Source organism: Candidatus Merdisoma sp. JLR.KK006 (assembly GCF_036941035.1).
GTDB lineage: Bacteria > Bacillota > Clostridia > Lachnospirales > Lachnospiraceae > Laedolimicola.
On record NZ_JAYMNS010000037.1, the window covers coordinates 1 to 13853 of the forward strand.

At 42.3% G+C, this 13853-nt stretch carries 21 protein-coding genes; 3 read left to right on the forward strand and 18 right to left on the reverse strand.

Going from position 1 to position 13853, the window contains the following annotated elements; genetic code table 11:
• Together VSQ61_RS19885 and VSQ61_RS19890 are read right to left on the reverse strand one after the other, a co-directional pair.
• Positions 1-282: Arm DNA-binding domain-containing protein (locus VSQ61_RS19885; protein ID WP_334346110.1), on the reverse strand; the 282-nt coding region annotated here is incomplete at its 3' end.
• A 2-nt stretch (positions 283-284) separates the two neighbouring features.
• Positions 285-479, reverse strand: a complete 195-nt coding sequence (locus VSQ61_RS19890) for a DNA-binding protein (protein WP_334346111.1) — start codon at positions 477-479, stop codon at positions 285-287.
• A 180-nt stretch (positions 480-659) separates the two neighbouring features.
• On the opposite strand from VSQ61_RS19890, the gene VSQ61_RS19895 reads away from it, so the two are divergent.
• Entirely contained in the window at positions 660-1178 is a 519-nt protein-coding gene (locus VSQ61_RS19895) for a helix-turn-helix domain-containing protein (protein WP_334346112.1), read from the forward strand.
• Between the two features lie 345 nt (positions 1179-1523).
• Here the strand turns inward: VSQ61_RS19895 and VSQ61_RS19900 are convergent, their stop codons facing one another.
• Positions 1524-1802, reverse strand: a complete 279-nt coding sequence (locus tag VSQ61_RS19900) for a calponin homology domain-containing protein (RefSeq protein WP_334346113.1) — start codon at positions 1800-1802, stop codon at positions 1524-1526.
• A 33-nt stretch (positions 1803-1835) separates the two neighbouring features.
• Entirely contained in the window at positions 1836-2042 is a 207-nt protein-coding gene (locus tag VSQ61_RS19905; RefSeq protein WP_242982529.1) for a helix-turn-helix domain-containing protein, read from the reverse strand.
• Between the two features lie 176 nt (positions 2043-2218).
• Here VSQ61_RS19905 and VSQ61_RS19910 point away from each other — a divergent pair, with 176 nt between their 5' ends.
• Both VSQ61_RS19910 and VSQ61_RS19915 read left to right on the forward strand, forming a co-directional pair.
• Positions 2219-3142, forward strand: coding sequence for an amidoligase family protein (locus tag VSQ61_RS19910; protein WP_334346114.1), 924 nt, complete (start codon positions 2219-2221; stop codon positions 3140-3142).
• Positions 3143-3186: 44 nt separating this feature from the next.
• Entirely contained in the window at positions 3187-3630 is a 444-nt protein-coding gene (locus VSQ61_RS19915; RefSeq protein ID WP_334346115.1) for a gamma-glutamylcyclotransferase family protein, read from the forward strand.
• 67 nt (positions 3631-3697) lie between these two features.
• On the opposite strand, the gene VSQ61_RS19920 is transcribed toward VSQ61_RS19915, so the two are convergent.
• The 14 genes from VSQ61_RS19920 to VSQ61_RS19985 form a co-directional block, all read right to left on the reverse strand.
• Positions 3698-3958: a helix-turn-helix domain-containing protein gene (locus tag VSQ61_RS19920; protein ID WP_334346116.1), complete on the reverse strand. Its 261-nt coding sequence runs from the start codon at positions 3956-3958 to the stop codon at positions 3698-3700.
• A 153-nt stretch (positions 3959-4111) separates the two neighbouring features.
• Positions 4112-5119 carry a GH25 family lysozyme gene (locus tag VSQ61_RS19925; protein WP_334346117.1) on the reverse strand — a complete coding sequence of 336 codons (1008 nt, stop codon included), beginning with the start codon at positions 5117-5119 and terminating at the stop codon, positions 4112-4114.
• 60 nt (positions 5120-5179) lie between these two features.
• Positions 5180-5422 carry a hypothetical protein gene (locus VSQ61_RS19930; protein ID WP_334346118.1) on the reverse strand — a complete coding sequence of 81 codons (243 nt, stop codon included), beginning with the start codon at positions 5420-5422 and terminating at the stop codon, positions 5180-5182.
• 62 nt (positions 5423-5484) lie between these two features.
• Positions 5485-5817, reverse strand: coding sequence for a serine/threonine protein kinase (locus tag VSQ61_RS19935; protein WP_334346119.1), 333 nt, complete (start codon positions 5815-5817; stop codon positions 5485-5487).
• A complete protein-coding gene (locus VSQ61_RS19940) occupies positions 5808-6254 on the reverse strand; it encodes a putative ABC transporter permease (RefSeq protein WP_334346120.1) in 447 nt (148 codons plus the stop codon). Before VSQ61_RS19940 ends, VSQ61_RS19935 begins: the two co-directional genes overlap by 10 nt.
• On the reverse strand, positions 6238-6966 hold the full coding sequence (locus tag VSQ61_RS19945) for a DUF4376 domain-containing protein (RefSeq protein ID WP_334346121.1): 729 nt from the start codon (positions 6964-6966) through the stop codon (positions 6238-6240). Before VSQ61_RS19945 ends, VSQ61_RS19940 begins: the two co-directional genes overlap by 17 nt.
• A 669-nt stretch (positions 6967-7635) precedes the next feature.
• Positions 7636-8424, reverse strand: a complete 789-nt coding sequence (locus VSQ61_RS19950) for a hypothetical protein (RefSeq protein WP_334346122.1) — start codon at positions 8422-8424, stop codon at positions 7636-7638.
• A gap of 13 nt (positions 8425-8437) precedes the next feature.
• Positions 8438-8818 (reverse strand): phage tail-collar fiber domain-containing protein, encoded by a 381-nt coding sequence (locus tag VSQ61_RS19955; RefSeq protein ID WP_334346123.1) that lies wholly within the window; start codon positions 8816-8818, stop codon positions 8438-8440.
• Positions 8818-9873 (reverse strand): putative phage tail protein, encoded by a 1056-nt coding sequence (locus VSQ61_RS19960; RefSeq protein ID WP_334346124.1) that lies wholly within the window; start codon positions 9871-9873, stop codon positions 8818-8820. The genes VSQ61_RS19955 and VSQ61_RS19960 overlap by 1 nt, the downstream gene beginning before the upstream one ends.
• 9 nt (positions 9874-9882) lie before the next feature.
• Positions 9883-11001 carry a baseplate J/gp47 family protein gene (locus VSQ61_RS19965; protein WP_334346125.1) on the reverse strand — a complete coding sequence of 373 codons (1119 nt, stop codon included), beginning with the start codon at positions 10999-11001 and terminating at the stop codon, positions 9883-9885.
• Positions 11002-11014: 13 nt separating this feature from the next.
• The gene (locus VSQ61_RS19970) at positions 11015-11452 is read right to left on the reverse strand and encodes a DUF2634 domain-containing protein (protein WP_334346126.1); all 438 of its coding nucleotides are present in this window, start codon (positions 11450-11452) and stop codon (positions 11015-11017) included.
• A gap of 12 nt (positions 11453-11464) precedes the next feature.
• Entirely contained in the window at positions 11465-11848 is a 384-nt protein-coding gene (locus tag VSQ61_RS19975; RefSeq protein WP_334346127.1) for a hypothetical protein, read from the reverse strand.
• A 14-nt stretch (positions 11849-11862) separates the two neighbouring features.
• Positions 11863-13128, reverse strand: coding sequence for an XkdQ/YqbQ family protein (locus VSQ61_RS19980; protein WP_334346128.1), 1266 nt, complete (start codon positions 13126-13128; stop codon positions 11863-11865).
• A 16-nt stretch (positions 13129-13144) separates the two neighbouring features.
• Positions 13145-13852, reverse strand: a complete 708-nt coding sequence (locus VSQ61_RS19985) for a LysM peptidoglycan-binding domain-containing protein (protein ID WP_334346129.1) — start codon at positions 13850-13852, stop codon at positions 13145-13147.
• Position 13853: the final 1 nt, after the last annotated feature.

Here is a 13853-nt window from a genome sequence, read left to right on the forward strand (position 1 = left end):
CCCCAGATAGGGAAGAATCTTCTTCCGAATAATGCTCTCTTTCGTAAGCCAGGTGTTTTCCTTCAACCGTGGACGGGTATCTGCCTCATACAGCTCGCAAAAGCTCTCCAGCGTCATATCAATATCAGCTTTTTTCTGTAGCTGAAACTGCCGCTCCCAGTCCTGCGCCTCACGTTTCGTGGCAAAGCCTCGCTGACATTTCTGTCTGCGTTCCCCTTTCCAGTCCTGATAGCGCACCATCGCATACCATGTTCCATTTTTTTCATTCTTATAAACCGGCAACTCTAAACCCTCCTCTCATATTCCTGTGTCCCATAAAAGTGCTCATAAAAGAATTTACGGTCAATGCGTCCGGCAATGGTCACACACCCTGTCTTGGCAAATTCCCTGTTCAATCTGCGTATCAGTTTATACGCATAGGATTCGGAAACACCTAATTCTTCCATTACTTCATCCACCCTCATAAACATCCGTTCCATAGCTTTTCACCTCCCTCCGGTTTTATCTATACATTTTTGTATAGTCATATGCTACTATACTTTTCTGTATTGGTCAAGTGGTTATTAAGTAAAATTTAAACATTTTTGTATAGTTTCCCTTGATTATCACTATACATTTATGTTATACTCCTCTTATCAACCACAGACAGGAGAATTACTATGGCGATTGGAGAACGTATCCATCATTTTCGGCTCCTTCACGGATTTACACAAAAATACCTTGGAAAACTGCTCGGCTTTAACGACATGCAGGCGGATGTCCGCATTGCCCAGTACGAAAAAGGCTCACGCAGTCCGAAGGAAAAATATTTAAACGCATTGGCAGACATTTTTGAGGTATCGCCCCATGCTTTGTCCGTCCCCGATATTGACAGCTACATCGGCCTTATGCATACATTTTTTGCGTTAGAAGATATTTACGGGCTACATATAGCTAAAATTGATGGCGAGCTTTGCCTTTGCTTGGATAAAGATAAGGGAATTCTCTATCAATCTATTTTTAGGATGTTCCAGGCATGGCAGGAGCAGGCGGAAAAACTGCAATCCGGCGAAATCACCAAAGAGGAATACGATCAGTGGCGTTACACCTATCCCCAAATGGAGGCTGACAAAACCAAGAAATCCCTGGATGCTCTGCGTGCAAAACAGAATACAAAGGCACAGGCCGAAAAACAATAAATCCGCCAACGCAAAAAAGGTCTTGCCAAATTGATATTCCTCAATTCGGTAAGACCTTTTACTGACTTTGAACCTCTATTATCTGATAACCACTAGCACACTTTAAATAATCTCTTTTATGCCAGTGTTATCATTCTGTTATCAAATAAAACTTTTAACCTTCAAGAATCCCTTATTTCTGCGTGTTCCAAGCACTCCCTTGATTATTCGAACTCAATTTGGTAATGGTACTTCCTTGAACTTACATTATCAAATAAATATAATTTATACTCTTTTTTCTTATTTCCTACTCCCTATACTTTCAGCACGTTTTTATGTTAGTGTCACCATAGTGCCACCATTCAATCACGGAGTGATCTCCACCACATCCTCTATTCCGCACTGCAGCTTAAATCTTATTCCGTTCTTCCTCAGACAATTGATAATATATTCGGCATTATTCTCCACTATTTCATACGCTCTCTCCACAGAAGGGTAATTATACGTTGCGTTATATCCGTTATCTACTCCATCATACTGTAATATGAAGAAAGTTTCCAGTGCTTTTGTCTTTCTGGTATGATCTTTTTTATCAAAAGCACAGACAGTTTTAGTTTCAAACTCATTGCCAGCATCATAGTCCATCTGTAACTCTCTAATATCATGATTTCATTCACCTTATTCGAAATCTTCATCGTAAACGATCACCTCTTCCACCTTGCACTGTAGGCGTTTGCATATCCGTTCCACTACATCAAGACTTACCTTCTGATTTTTTCCCATCTTCGCAAGTGTACCTCTGCTGACCGTTCCGTCCTCAACTAAATCCATTTTCTTCATATCCTTATCAATCAAAGTCTTCCAAAGTGGTTTGTATGTAATCATAATCATCACCTCTTTTATATCTTATCAAAGTTCATTCTCAACGTCAAGAAAAAGTTCTAATTTCTTGAAATTTTCTTCTATAAACTATTGACACTCGCTGTACATATGGTAATATGTATATAACAAGAATGCAGAATAAAATTCTAATATATCAAAACTTTTAGGAGGGCAAACACATGTTGAAAAATCAGAAATTCGGAGTAGAAGTAGAAATGACAGGTATCACAAGAGAAAAGGCAGCTGCCATTGTTGCAGAAGTTCTTGGGACCACGGCATCCAGACCAGACAGCACTTGCTATCAAACTCGTATTATTGCTGACCAGGCGGCACGCAAATGGAAAGTTATGAGAGATTCCTCAATTACTTCAATCAGGAATGATGGCAGTAATTCCCCAATGGATGAGTATAAGGTAGAATTCGTAACACCGCCTCTGGGATATGAGGACATAGAGCTTTTGCAAAATATCATCAGAAAATTACGTGAAAGCGGAGCAAAATCTCATAGCAGCTGTGGCATCCATATCCATGTAGACGGAGCAAATCATAATGCGAATTCTCTTCGGAGGCTGGTAAACTTTATGACTTCCCGGCAGGATCTGATTTATGAAGCACTTGAAATTGGAAATCGTGCAGACCGCTGGTGTCACAAATTAAATTCTGCTCTCCTTATTGAAATGAAAAAGGACAAAAACCTTTCAAAAGAAAAGGCTGAGCAGATTTGGTACAGTAGTGCAAATGACGGATATTGCGGCGGCGTTAACCACGAGCACTATAACAGCACCCGCTATCATGGTGTCAATCTCCACAGCTACTTTTCCAAAGGGACTGTAGAATTCAGACTTTTCAACAGCACCCTCCATGCCGGAAAAATTAAGGCTTACGTTCAGTTCTGCTTAGCCGTATCTGCATGGGCTATCACATCACAGGAAAAAATCGTATTCCGCTCAATGGCCGGATATACACCTGAGAAAAAAGTTACCATTATGAGAAATATCCTTACCCATCGGCTCGGCATGTATGGAGATGAATTCAAGACTTGCCGGCTACACCTTATGACACCTTTGAAGAAAGCCGCTGGCATGACTAGCAGGGCAGCTTAATATATATGCTGACCTATCGGCATGACGGGGAGAAAGGAGATATCATGGGAAAATTATATATCGCATATGGAAGCAATCTTAATCTGGCCCAGATGGCCGCTAGATGTCCCTCTGCAAGGGTTTATGCAAAGGGAGTATTAAATAACTGGGAACTGGTCTACAGAGGCCGTAAGACCAACTCACACGCCACAATCATAAGAAAGCGGGGATCCACCATACCAGTTCTTGTGTGGGAAATCCAGCCAATCGACGAATACCGCCTCGACATATACGAGGGCTACCCACGCTACTATTTCAAAAAAAATATCATGGTAACTATTGCTGGAAGAAAAGAGAAGGCCATGGCCTATATCATGGATGAAACACAACTACCTGGCCGGCCTTCAACCCAATATGTCAAAACCATTCTTCAGGGATATATAGATAATGATATGGATATCGATATCCTTAAAAAGTCATTGGAAGTAAATTCCATTGAATGTATATAAAATTTATGGTATAAAAAAAGACGTTCGATCCATGAACGTCTTTCTTTATGACAGCAGTGTTGCAGCACTATCTGTCAGATGATGAAATCAGAGAGCCGTTCTTGGTATGTAGGACTTTTGGGATTTCATCCGGCACCCGCACAATCAATTCATTAAGTTTGCAGTCCAAGGCCTCACAAATGAGATCTAAATGCTCTAGGTTAACTCTCTCAACCAACTCATGGTACAATTCGTTGATTGTGTTTGGCCGGATACCAGTAGCCCTTGCCAAGTCTGCCTGCGTCCATCTAAGTTCGCCGAGCTTAATAGATAGTAAAATTCTTATCATACATCGTCGCTCCTTCCGCTATAAAATAACATTTTTTGTGCGTTCGTGCACATCTTGTTATTTTATAGCGGATTTAGTTATATACTAGCGAATTATGATATAGTTCTTTTCATCAACCAGTGGCCTTTTAACCTCAGCATAATGTAGATACATCTAAGCATAAAATTCTGCCTGAATCGTATTGTACCCTGCCACTCCATCCTCTTTAAGTCCAAGCTCTTTCTGCAGCTCCAATGTCTCGCTTCTGGTCACTTTTCCAAATTTTCCGTCAACCGTCTGATTATGACCTAAAATCTCATTACATCGTGTCTGATGCCACTCTACAAGTGCGCCAGTGGAGCCGACAAAAAGCAGCAGCTTGGCCTTAAGAAATATCTGTTTCCGGACATACTGCGTCTTAGGCCCGTCAATACCGTCCTCTATCAGTGGTTTTCCGTCAGCATCCCGATAACCATCCTTGTTGGCCGCTCTCTGGAAATTAAGGATATTGATATTGCATACTGGCTTCTGCACTGTTGGGATTTGCTCCTCGAAATAAAAATTCGTGTAAAATTTATTGAGATCCACTTTTCCGGGAACTCCCGGTATTTTTCCAGAAGAAGTATACTGCCAGATATCAACTGCTTTCGATTCATCATCCGACAATGAAGATGTATAGCGGGCATACCAAACATATACTTGACCCAACTCCGCAGCAATCCTTGACATATCAAAGTAATTTTTTAAATAGTCTTTGTTAGTATAGATAACTGGTATATACCCAGAATCTTTGACTGCCTTTAAGAATGCTATCGCCATGTCCGTACAAAGCCTTTTAGTAATTACAACACCATTTTTTCGGGCGTAGTTTACACTGTCATACTCAAAGTCAAAGGCAATCGGGCATTTTACCCAATATTTTTTTGCTTGTGCTATCACATAGCCCGCTTCCGCTGCTGACATAGCAGTAGTATAGGCATAACTAAACCAGTATAACAGCACTTTCATGCCCAGGTTGAAACAGGCCAATGCATTTGTAACATACTTTTGGTCCACGTTATTCTTTCCGTACCCGGCTCTCAGCCCAACCCTCTTGTATCCGGCATCCCGAATCCTTTTAATGTCAACATTCCCGTTGTGATAAGATAAGTCCGGTCCCTCATATAATACATTTTTACTCATAGTAATCTCCTTCCGCTCAATAATGAGCACAAAAAGGGGAGCCGTTCAGCTCCCTATCATCTACTGTTCGTTATCTGCACTCTCTGCAATGGTATCTACAGAAGTCTCAATATTGGCTGAATCCGTCAATCCTTCTCCGATGATGTAAGACATAACAGACGCACCAGCCATAATAAGAGCTGTTACCTGTGTTGCAGTACTTTCGGTTCCTCCAATGGCCACAATCATCATAGACACAAAAGATGCTGTAGCAGCCCACAGTTTCCTGCTTGTCAGTTTTCTTTTCCAGTTGATTTCTTTCATGTTACATAGTCCTCCTTTAATTATTGTATGCCTCAAAAGCCGTTATGGGCTTATGAAACCGTTCAATATATTGCTTCGATGCCCTGTTGTGTCAAGAAATCTTTCTGTTCATGCTTCACTTCTCTTGCATACTCCAGCGCTTTGTGCATATCTCCATTGCAATGAGAATCCGGGATTCTTGCAACCGCTTCTGCGGTAGCTTCTCCCAGGGATATAGCCGCCCCGATACTCTTAACAATGAGAAATTCCTGTTTCTCTCGGACAGCTTCCTTTTTTACCCGTTCCTTTTCCCTCTTTTCCATCCTCCGCTCCAGAAGCCAAAAGCAGAAACCAGTAATTCCAGAAGGAATGCTCATAGCCAGAACGAGCGCATGTACAAACGTGGTCAAATCCAAGTTTTACACCTCCTCTTATGCTTGATCAAACAATAATGCGGCCTTGCCTCCCGAAACATCCAGAACCGCAGCCAGTCATCCAATACGATGGCCGCTAATGCCACCGGCACCCATAGCAATATGTACAATAGACATATCTGCCCCAAGACATTGATCGGAAATTCGCTGTAGTCCCATATCCCCCAGCCCAGCCATAAATTGACAATGCACCCGGTTAAAAACTCCATGCTTGTGATAAGAACTGTTCCAATAAGTGTCTGCTTCCAGATCGGCATGCACCATGGTATTACCTCGTTTATTGCTCCAATGAGAACAAAACATATACCGCCCAAGACAAACATTGTCCAGTGGCTGTGTCCCCTCCAGGCCAGTTCCGGGGCGATATACAACAGCCCTCCGATGCCATACAGGAGCAGACATTTAAGATACTTCCTCACTCTCTTGCACCTCCTTTCCTGCCTCGCCCATAATTTTAGCCAGATAATCCTTCAGCACCTCGCTCTGGTATTCCTCTGGTACATCTGCGCCATAAAAGATGCTTTCTGCATCTTCCACAGTTTCTGCTCCAGCAATCCACATATTAAGTGCATTGCAGTAAGTTGTATGGTAAGAGACATGCTCCATAGATGCCGTGATGATAAGCTGCATCTCTTCTGCCGTGTAATATCGGCACGGATGGCCATCCTGGTGATATTCTAGCTGCTCGGCCCCGGCCGCAAGTTGGGCCTGCTTGCCAAACAGATTAAGTTGGTCCTTCTCCGTCAGGCTGAAATGCTCAAATCCTTCTCCAGTCTCCACTGTGATGCCGGAGTAAATCACCTGTTCACAAGCAGTACTAATTTCCCTGCTTTTTTCTTCCTTCACCTCCTCCAATGTTGGCGGTTCCGGTTCCGGCACAACTTCGGGAGGAGGTGGAGGGCTCCATATCCGGCCGTCATTGGACAGTATAACGCTTCCGTCCTCCATGGTCCGATAGACAGTGGTATAACCCCGATAATCACCATACACCGAACCCTTGTCAGTCAGCAGTTGAAAACCTGACATCAATTCTTCTTCCTGAGGCGGCGGAAAAAGCCGCACTAAGCCTGGTCCTGGAACAGTCACCTGCAGATCATGGGTTTCCATTTTCCCCAAAAATCTTACTTTCATTTTCTTTATGTCCCCTTTCTTTGTATTTTAATGGCAAAAGGCCATTTATAGATGTCCTCCATGCTAGAGGGCACCTATAAACAGCCTTTTTAAGAGGTAAGTGCGAAATTACTGTCTTTTGAGCAGGCCAAGAGCACGATTATTAACAGTGCTCTTGGCAAAGCATTGGGACTGGCAGCCAGTACGGTTTTAGAGACTGTAGCATCCAAAATCGCCAGTGTGGTAAATCGTGGTGCCTGGGCAGGAAGCATAACCACTGCAAATGGTAAAATAACTATACCTGCAGGCTACCACAATGGTGGCGGATACGTTCAGGCCTCTGGGCTATATGTACCACCAAAAACATTATCCGGTAGTGCTACAATAAATGTACCAGGTAACACACAGGGAATTGAGGCCACAAAAATGGTTACATTTTCTTCACCCTTTACTACAACACCCAAATTATCAGTAAGTTTGGATACTGAATCTTATATGAAATCCTTTGGATATCGTGATTTGACTAGAAGTGGCTTTACACTGTATTTTGTTCCAAGCGGAAATACCGGGGCATTCGTGCGAACGATATCTTGGAGGGCAGATGCATAACTTCCGCCAACGGCCCTATCAGCTTATGCACCAGTTTAAGATTAGATAGCCTTTAACCGCCCAAAGTTTAATTGGGAGATTTTAAACCCAAGCATTCCAGGTAACTGAAACATCCGTAATGCCTAGTGCGCCATCGATGTTTTCTATTTGGATAACAAAACTACTGGCATTTACACTGGCATAGGTCGCCCGAAGGAATGTATTGCCGCTACTACTGCTTGTAGCACTTAAAGATATAGATGGAGTTTTTGTAAATTTTTTCGGAAATACAACTGTGGCTTGGTCTTTACGCTTGGCAAGTAATGTGCCAAACTTTACAGTACCACTTTGATTTCCTGTTACATAATTTTTTTGTATGTTTTCTATGCTTGCAATACGATTTGATAAATTAGTTAGATTTGTATTCACAGTAGAAGCATTGGCTTTCTGCGCTATATTCGCACTTACCTCTCGTAATGCATCCCCCGTCAGTTTTGCATCTGCTGCAAAACCTACTTCCGTCGCTATTGTTGGATCAACCACTTCCACCTCTTTATTATTCAAAATCAGAATCTCTTTTGTTATTGTCGTTTCTTCCCAATGGCTCGCATCCCATTCCTCAGCCTCATCAATGGCAGATATGCACTTATACAGTTTGTTATTGTAAATGCAATAATCGCCAATCTTATAAATGCCTTCCGGATCATAAGCCATATCAGGAGTATTTCCGGTGCTGGTTTTCAATGCTTCAATTGTATCCTTATTAACCTGGGTGTTTGCCAGCAATTGCATCGGCGCTGCGTTGATATTATCTGCATGAGCCGGATCTGTCGTCTCTAAAATTTGTATTTCCTCAGAAAAAACCGGATTAATATTTGTAAATGATTTCATTATGTAGTCCTCCTTAGAAAATATCATCAACCCGGAATGTCATCTCCAGATCGGAATCTTTACCTTTACTTTTAAACGTTTTGATTGCCACAATATCCCCCTCAGAATCATACAAGGCAAGTTCATTTATATTGGCATCCACACACTCACTCATCAACAAAGTACAGAAATACCGGCATGTGGTGTCACTGATGAATGAATAATTATCAATCTCTTTTCTGTATATCTCATGCTTTAATTCCGTATCATTGCTTGACGGAGCTATAGGGATTCCTGATTCATCCACTCCACCATCCCCAAACGCCATCCCAACAATCGGTGGAAGTGCTATTACTCCGGCCCTGGCCTTAACCATTTTCTTTCTCGCTTCAAGTGTTACAACTGCATCCGCCATTATAAACTCTCCTTTCTTATCTCTGCATCCAGAAGACGGGAACCATCAAGCAACTCCGTCCCATCTAGGTACCATAAATCTTTTTTGATTATTACAAAGTTCTCCCCAAATTCTGAGTTTTCTATTACTTCAAATGTTGTGTCAAGGGCCATATCTCTGCAAAAATTGTCAGTATTCAATTCTGCTCTTAAATCTATCCTGCTTAATGCATTTCGTGCCTGCAGGTCCTCCAAGCAAAATTTGATACCAGCTCCAATGTCCAGGTACTCAGCATTAATTAAAAATACTGGACCAGTAATAATATTGATGTTCATATCACATATTACGCTCTGCCCCAATATCACTGAGCCATCAAGAAACCATGAACCGTCAAAGGTTTTGCAGACAAAAAAATGGAATCCCATCTGGAATTCCATGCTGTGCAACTTCACCTTTTCTAACTCCTGACTATCAAGGGAAATGATTACCCATTCACATAGAATATACATTGTATGTGACTGTTTTATTCGGTCTAATATTTTCTTCACTCGTTTCACATTCAATGTACCTTCGCCAATAAATACAACTCTGAAAATATTAGGATGAGGGAAACTACTTACTTTATGATCTAGTATAACAGAACCATCCAGGATCCAAGCCCCATTAAATATAAAATTCTCTACATAAAACTCTCCCCTATCATGGATATCACTTACATGTACTTCAAAATCGGTAATATCTCTCAAATGTTTCTCCATACGATAAGGAGTCATAGGCGCCCGATAGTCACGCTTTTGATAAATCAGCTTTCTTCGTTCCTCATAAGACAGATTAGTCCTTACCGGAAGCTGCCATTTAATCTCATGGTACATAAGTCCCCAAGTAGCTGTCTCTATAAACATTTGGTTCGGCAAATCCTCTACAAGCTTTCTGGCCTTGTCATATTCCAGTCCCATCACCTGGTATATCCATTTTCCTACATATGACCTTTCATAAAATTCTTCTGCCACATAACTGAGTTGTCTTTTTGCACTTTCGCTTGTTGGGAAGTTATCTAAGTCAAATCTTTCTTTCATAGAACCCCCCTAAACAAATTCAAGAATACCCGTTTCTGGATATTCCTCACTTTTAATTATTATGTTCTCCATTCCCCCGTTCACCGTAAAAGTCTCAAAATCTTCCAATCCTGGAATATCTCTTAAAACAGGACGTATATCGTTATACCGCAGCACTCCTTCCTGTTTTGCTGTTAGATACACCTTTTTTACGGCCTCCGAGAAGTCCTTTTTAATCTGCTCAATGTCCGTCGTTTCATCATGCAAGATCCCAGTACACGCATATGCAATTTCAACCGTCTCAGCTGCCACGCATATAAAATCAGCACAAGCAGTCGGAAGCAGCCTGAGAGACTGGTCATCCGGAGAAACGATATAATTATAAACATCCTGTAATAGACGCTCATTGGCTGGCTGGCCGTTTCCATCTACTAATACCAGTTTAACCGTTCCTGGACCGTTATAGCATGGTACGACAATGCAGGCTCCTGCCCCAGCCTCTTTGGCCCAGCGAATAAAATCGCTGTCATTTCCTAAATAGGTCATGCTGTTTTCATACTCGGCGGCTATCCTGTCATAATAATCATCATTTGATTCTCTTTCGGTTCCGCCCGTAATCGGTTCTGGGTTGGTAACAGACGTTATGCCTTTGACTGGCTTTGCCATGATAACAATTGCCTCTGCCTTTACATTGGATCCCTTCCCCGGCAGTACGGCCGTAACGGACACCTCTATTTTTCCATCCCTGCCAATCATACAATCTTCATCCGTACGAAATCCTATTGCCGGACCCGTATCAGTTGCAGGGGTACAAAATATAGTACCAGCTGGTATTTCTGTGCCTTTAATTCCTTTAATCTCCACTTTTCCAGATGCACATACCGGCTCGTGCCTAGGCAAATGTACCTGCATACCGTGAAAGTCAAGCCATTCATCCCAGGCATACTGTGGAAAAGCTATCATAATAGCCCTTACAAGATGATAATTAATAAATTCATCCATTTCCAAAGCTGCCGGCCTAGTAAAGTCATACGGAAAGCCACCAGGCATATCGTCTATATCAGCTGGAAGATTGTTCATCATCCGCTGATGAATATCCTCCACTGTTCTTCCCTCTATAAAATCCGGCACCATAAATTCCGGCTGCATACTCTATCACCTCCTACAGTCTAATCTCAAAAAATTTATCCCACTCAATGCCCTTTACATGAAAAGAGCAATGCATTTCATCCCCATCCCAGGAAAATATAAAATCCCGGACAAATTCTGTCCTGGGATTTACCATAAGGGCGTCCGTGATGGTTCTTTGAACCATGGATTCCACCGTTTTTTCATCATCATCTTCCAGAGCAGCTTCCATTTCTACTCCGATCGAATCAGGATATGCCAGATACGCATACCGTTCTGTCTGTGCCGTCTTAAAACACCAGATCATAAAAGCTTCCTTACCATCACACTCCACCATTCGTCCTGCACTGTCCCTGGCAAAATCTCCTTTTTCTACATCCCATTTAACGCTTGGCTTATATCGGTTGTCATATTCAGAGCCTTCCGGGATGATCTCTGGTACTTCAAATACCGGAAATAAAGCTTCTGACATTTCCTATCCTCCTTATGAACGTGTAACAATGTCAATTACTACGGCTTCATTGTTTACCCAAGCGACTAATACCCTGTCACCTGAAGCAACACTCCGCATCTTTTCAGGAAGAAGTATGTCATGTGAATGGACCCCATTTCCACCTGTATGTCCCCCATGTTCTCCATCGTCACCTGATGTAGCAGTTAAAATATCTCCTGCCTTTCCAAGTGTCAACTGGCGGAGTATTGAATAATCCCCCTTAGGAATGGGAACTGGAAATGTATTTGTCACAAGGCTTCCATCAGCCTGAATACCTCCAAAATCTAACACTAACGGAGATTCACTTTCTTTTTGCATCCGGTCTCTCAATACATTTGCCAGTTTATTAGAGCCCTCGTTTCCCTCAAATCCCAATTACTTACACCTCCTTAATCAAAAGTTCCATTGTCTACCCAGCCATATACATTGCTTCCGCTATCTACATGGATCAGATGCCACGGGTGTGCCCCACCTGCCCCATTCTTCTTTGTAATCTTTGCCTTTCCTGCTCTTGCACCATATCCCTTGGCATCCGGATAAGAAGATACATAGTGAGTTCCTCCATGGAAATTCACAATATCGCCAACTTCATGACTATTTCTGGAAGTTTCCCCTGTACTACCATTACTGTTCCCACTGCTAGTAACACTTTCCTGTTCTGTTATCTCCAGATTCATTGTCATACTGTATGTATCCGCATCATGCTGGATTCCTTTAACAAAAAAATATCCTTCCGAGGTACCAGCCATAAGATATACCAAATCCCCTTTGCGAATAAATGGCACGTCAGGGCTTTGTACAGATATCTGCCGGTCTATATTTCCTTTCTCATTCAAAATTTCCTGTGAAGCAGACATTGCATCATTTAGACTTTCATCTGCTCCCCTGGTATAGATCCTCTGGCGAATTCCATAGTTTGTAAGGCCGTTTAAAACCGCCTCCACACTACTCTTCCCATCATCATCTGCCTGACCTATGACCTTTACACGAGTTACCAGATTGGCCGTGGTCATACTCTCACTGACAGATTTTGTATTATCTGTTTTAAAAACATATACTGTTTTATTGCTACCTTTTGGGAGTATAGCTGTTCTGCCTTCAGCAGCCCTGATTATACACCTTTCTTCGCCTTTTTTTACCGCATCATCCAACAGCTCCAGAATAATGTCTGATAAAAAAGAATTGTTAAACTTTTGTTTTCCATGGGCCGCATTAGGTCCCTGATAATCGTCTTGTGGTATCTCATGATCATCAAGGATTCCCATTATGGCTGCCTGCGTTCCTGTGCCTGACGGGAAGTAAAGGTTCTCCTGACTTTTTTGCAATTTATATAATTCATCATAATTCGTGCATTTCAAAGTGGTTCCTCCACTCTGCTGTACCGGATTCCAATCCTCCACATATCCCCTCGCAACCTCCTGATCCATGGACCCCCCATCTGTAGCAAAGATACCAACCAAGCAGCCCGGCTTGATTATGCTTGACAAATATCCCTTAGATGTCTCATCATTTCTGGCTGTAAAGGAAGACCGGACTGATATTTCATTCTCGTTTTCCTCCCACCCCAAATTTTCAATGTAATTCTTGATGTTATACTGCCGGCCGGTTTCATCCATCACTACAACACGATATGTTATCTTTGATAAGTCAATCACACTTCCACATCCCCTCCTACAAAGTAAGCGTCATTCCCGGAAATATCCAATGTCCATTATCTGAGCTTGACATTCCACGAGACTTTGCTGTTGCCTCGATAGACGCCGCATTAGCATTATATATTGCCTTCCAATTACTGGCTCCTCCACACATCTTCTGTGCAATTCCTGACAGCGTATCGCCTTTCTTTACTACATAGGTTCCTCCACCAGAATCGCCACTTCCTCCAGCTCCCGAAGATACCCCTCTGTTCCTAGGCCGGGTCTTTCTCACAAAAGCAGCAATTTTCAATTCATTGGTATCATATATCTCTAAAGGTTTCTTTTCCACAAAGGATATAGAATACCGGATGTTCCCATAGGCACCATACACGGTCGGCTGGAATGAGGAAATTGTAACGTCCATATTAATCCATGTTTCCGTCACTATCAAATTCAATACTGTTTCATTTTTGATAAAATCATGAATGATCTTCACACATTCTGTAGGTTCTCGCCACTCGTTTTTCCTGACAATTGCCTCATTCTTTTTGGATACTCCGAAAAACTCCCCGTTCCAGGATATCTCCCCTACATCCGTACCCTTGGGCACCTTTACGGTGCCTTTGGATATGATGTCGAAACTCTGGTACTTTGCAGCGCTTTTCCCTTGTATCTGCTCCGGAAGTGCCGGAAACACAAACCGGGATCCATTATTTCCTATGGGAATCAGCTTAATGTCCATA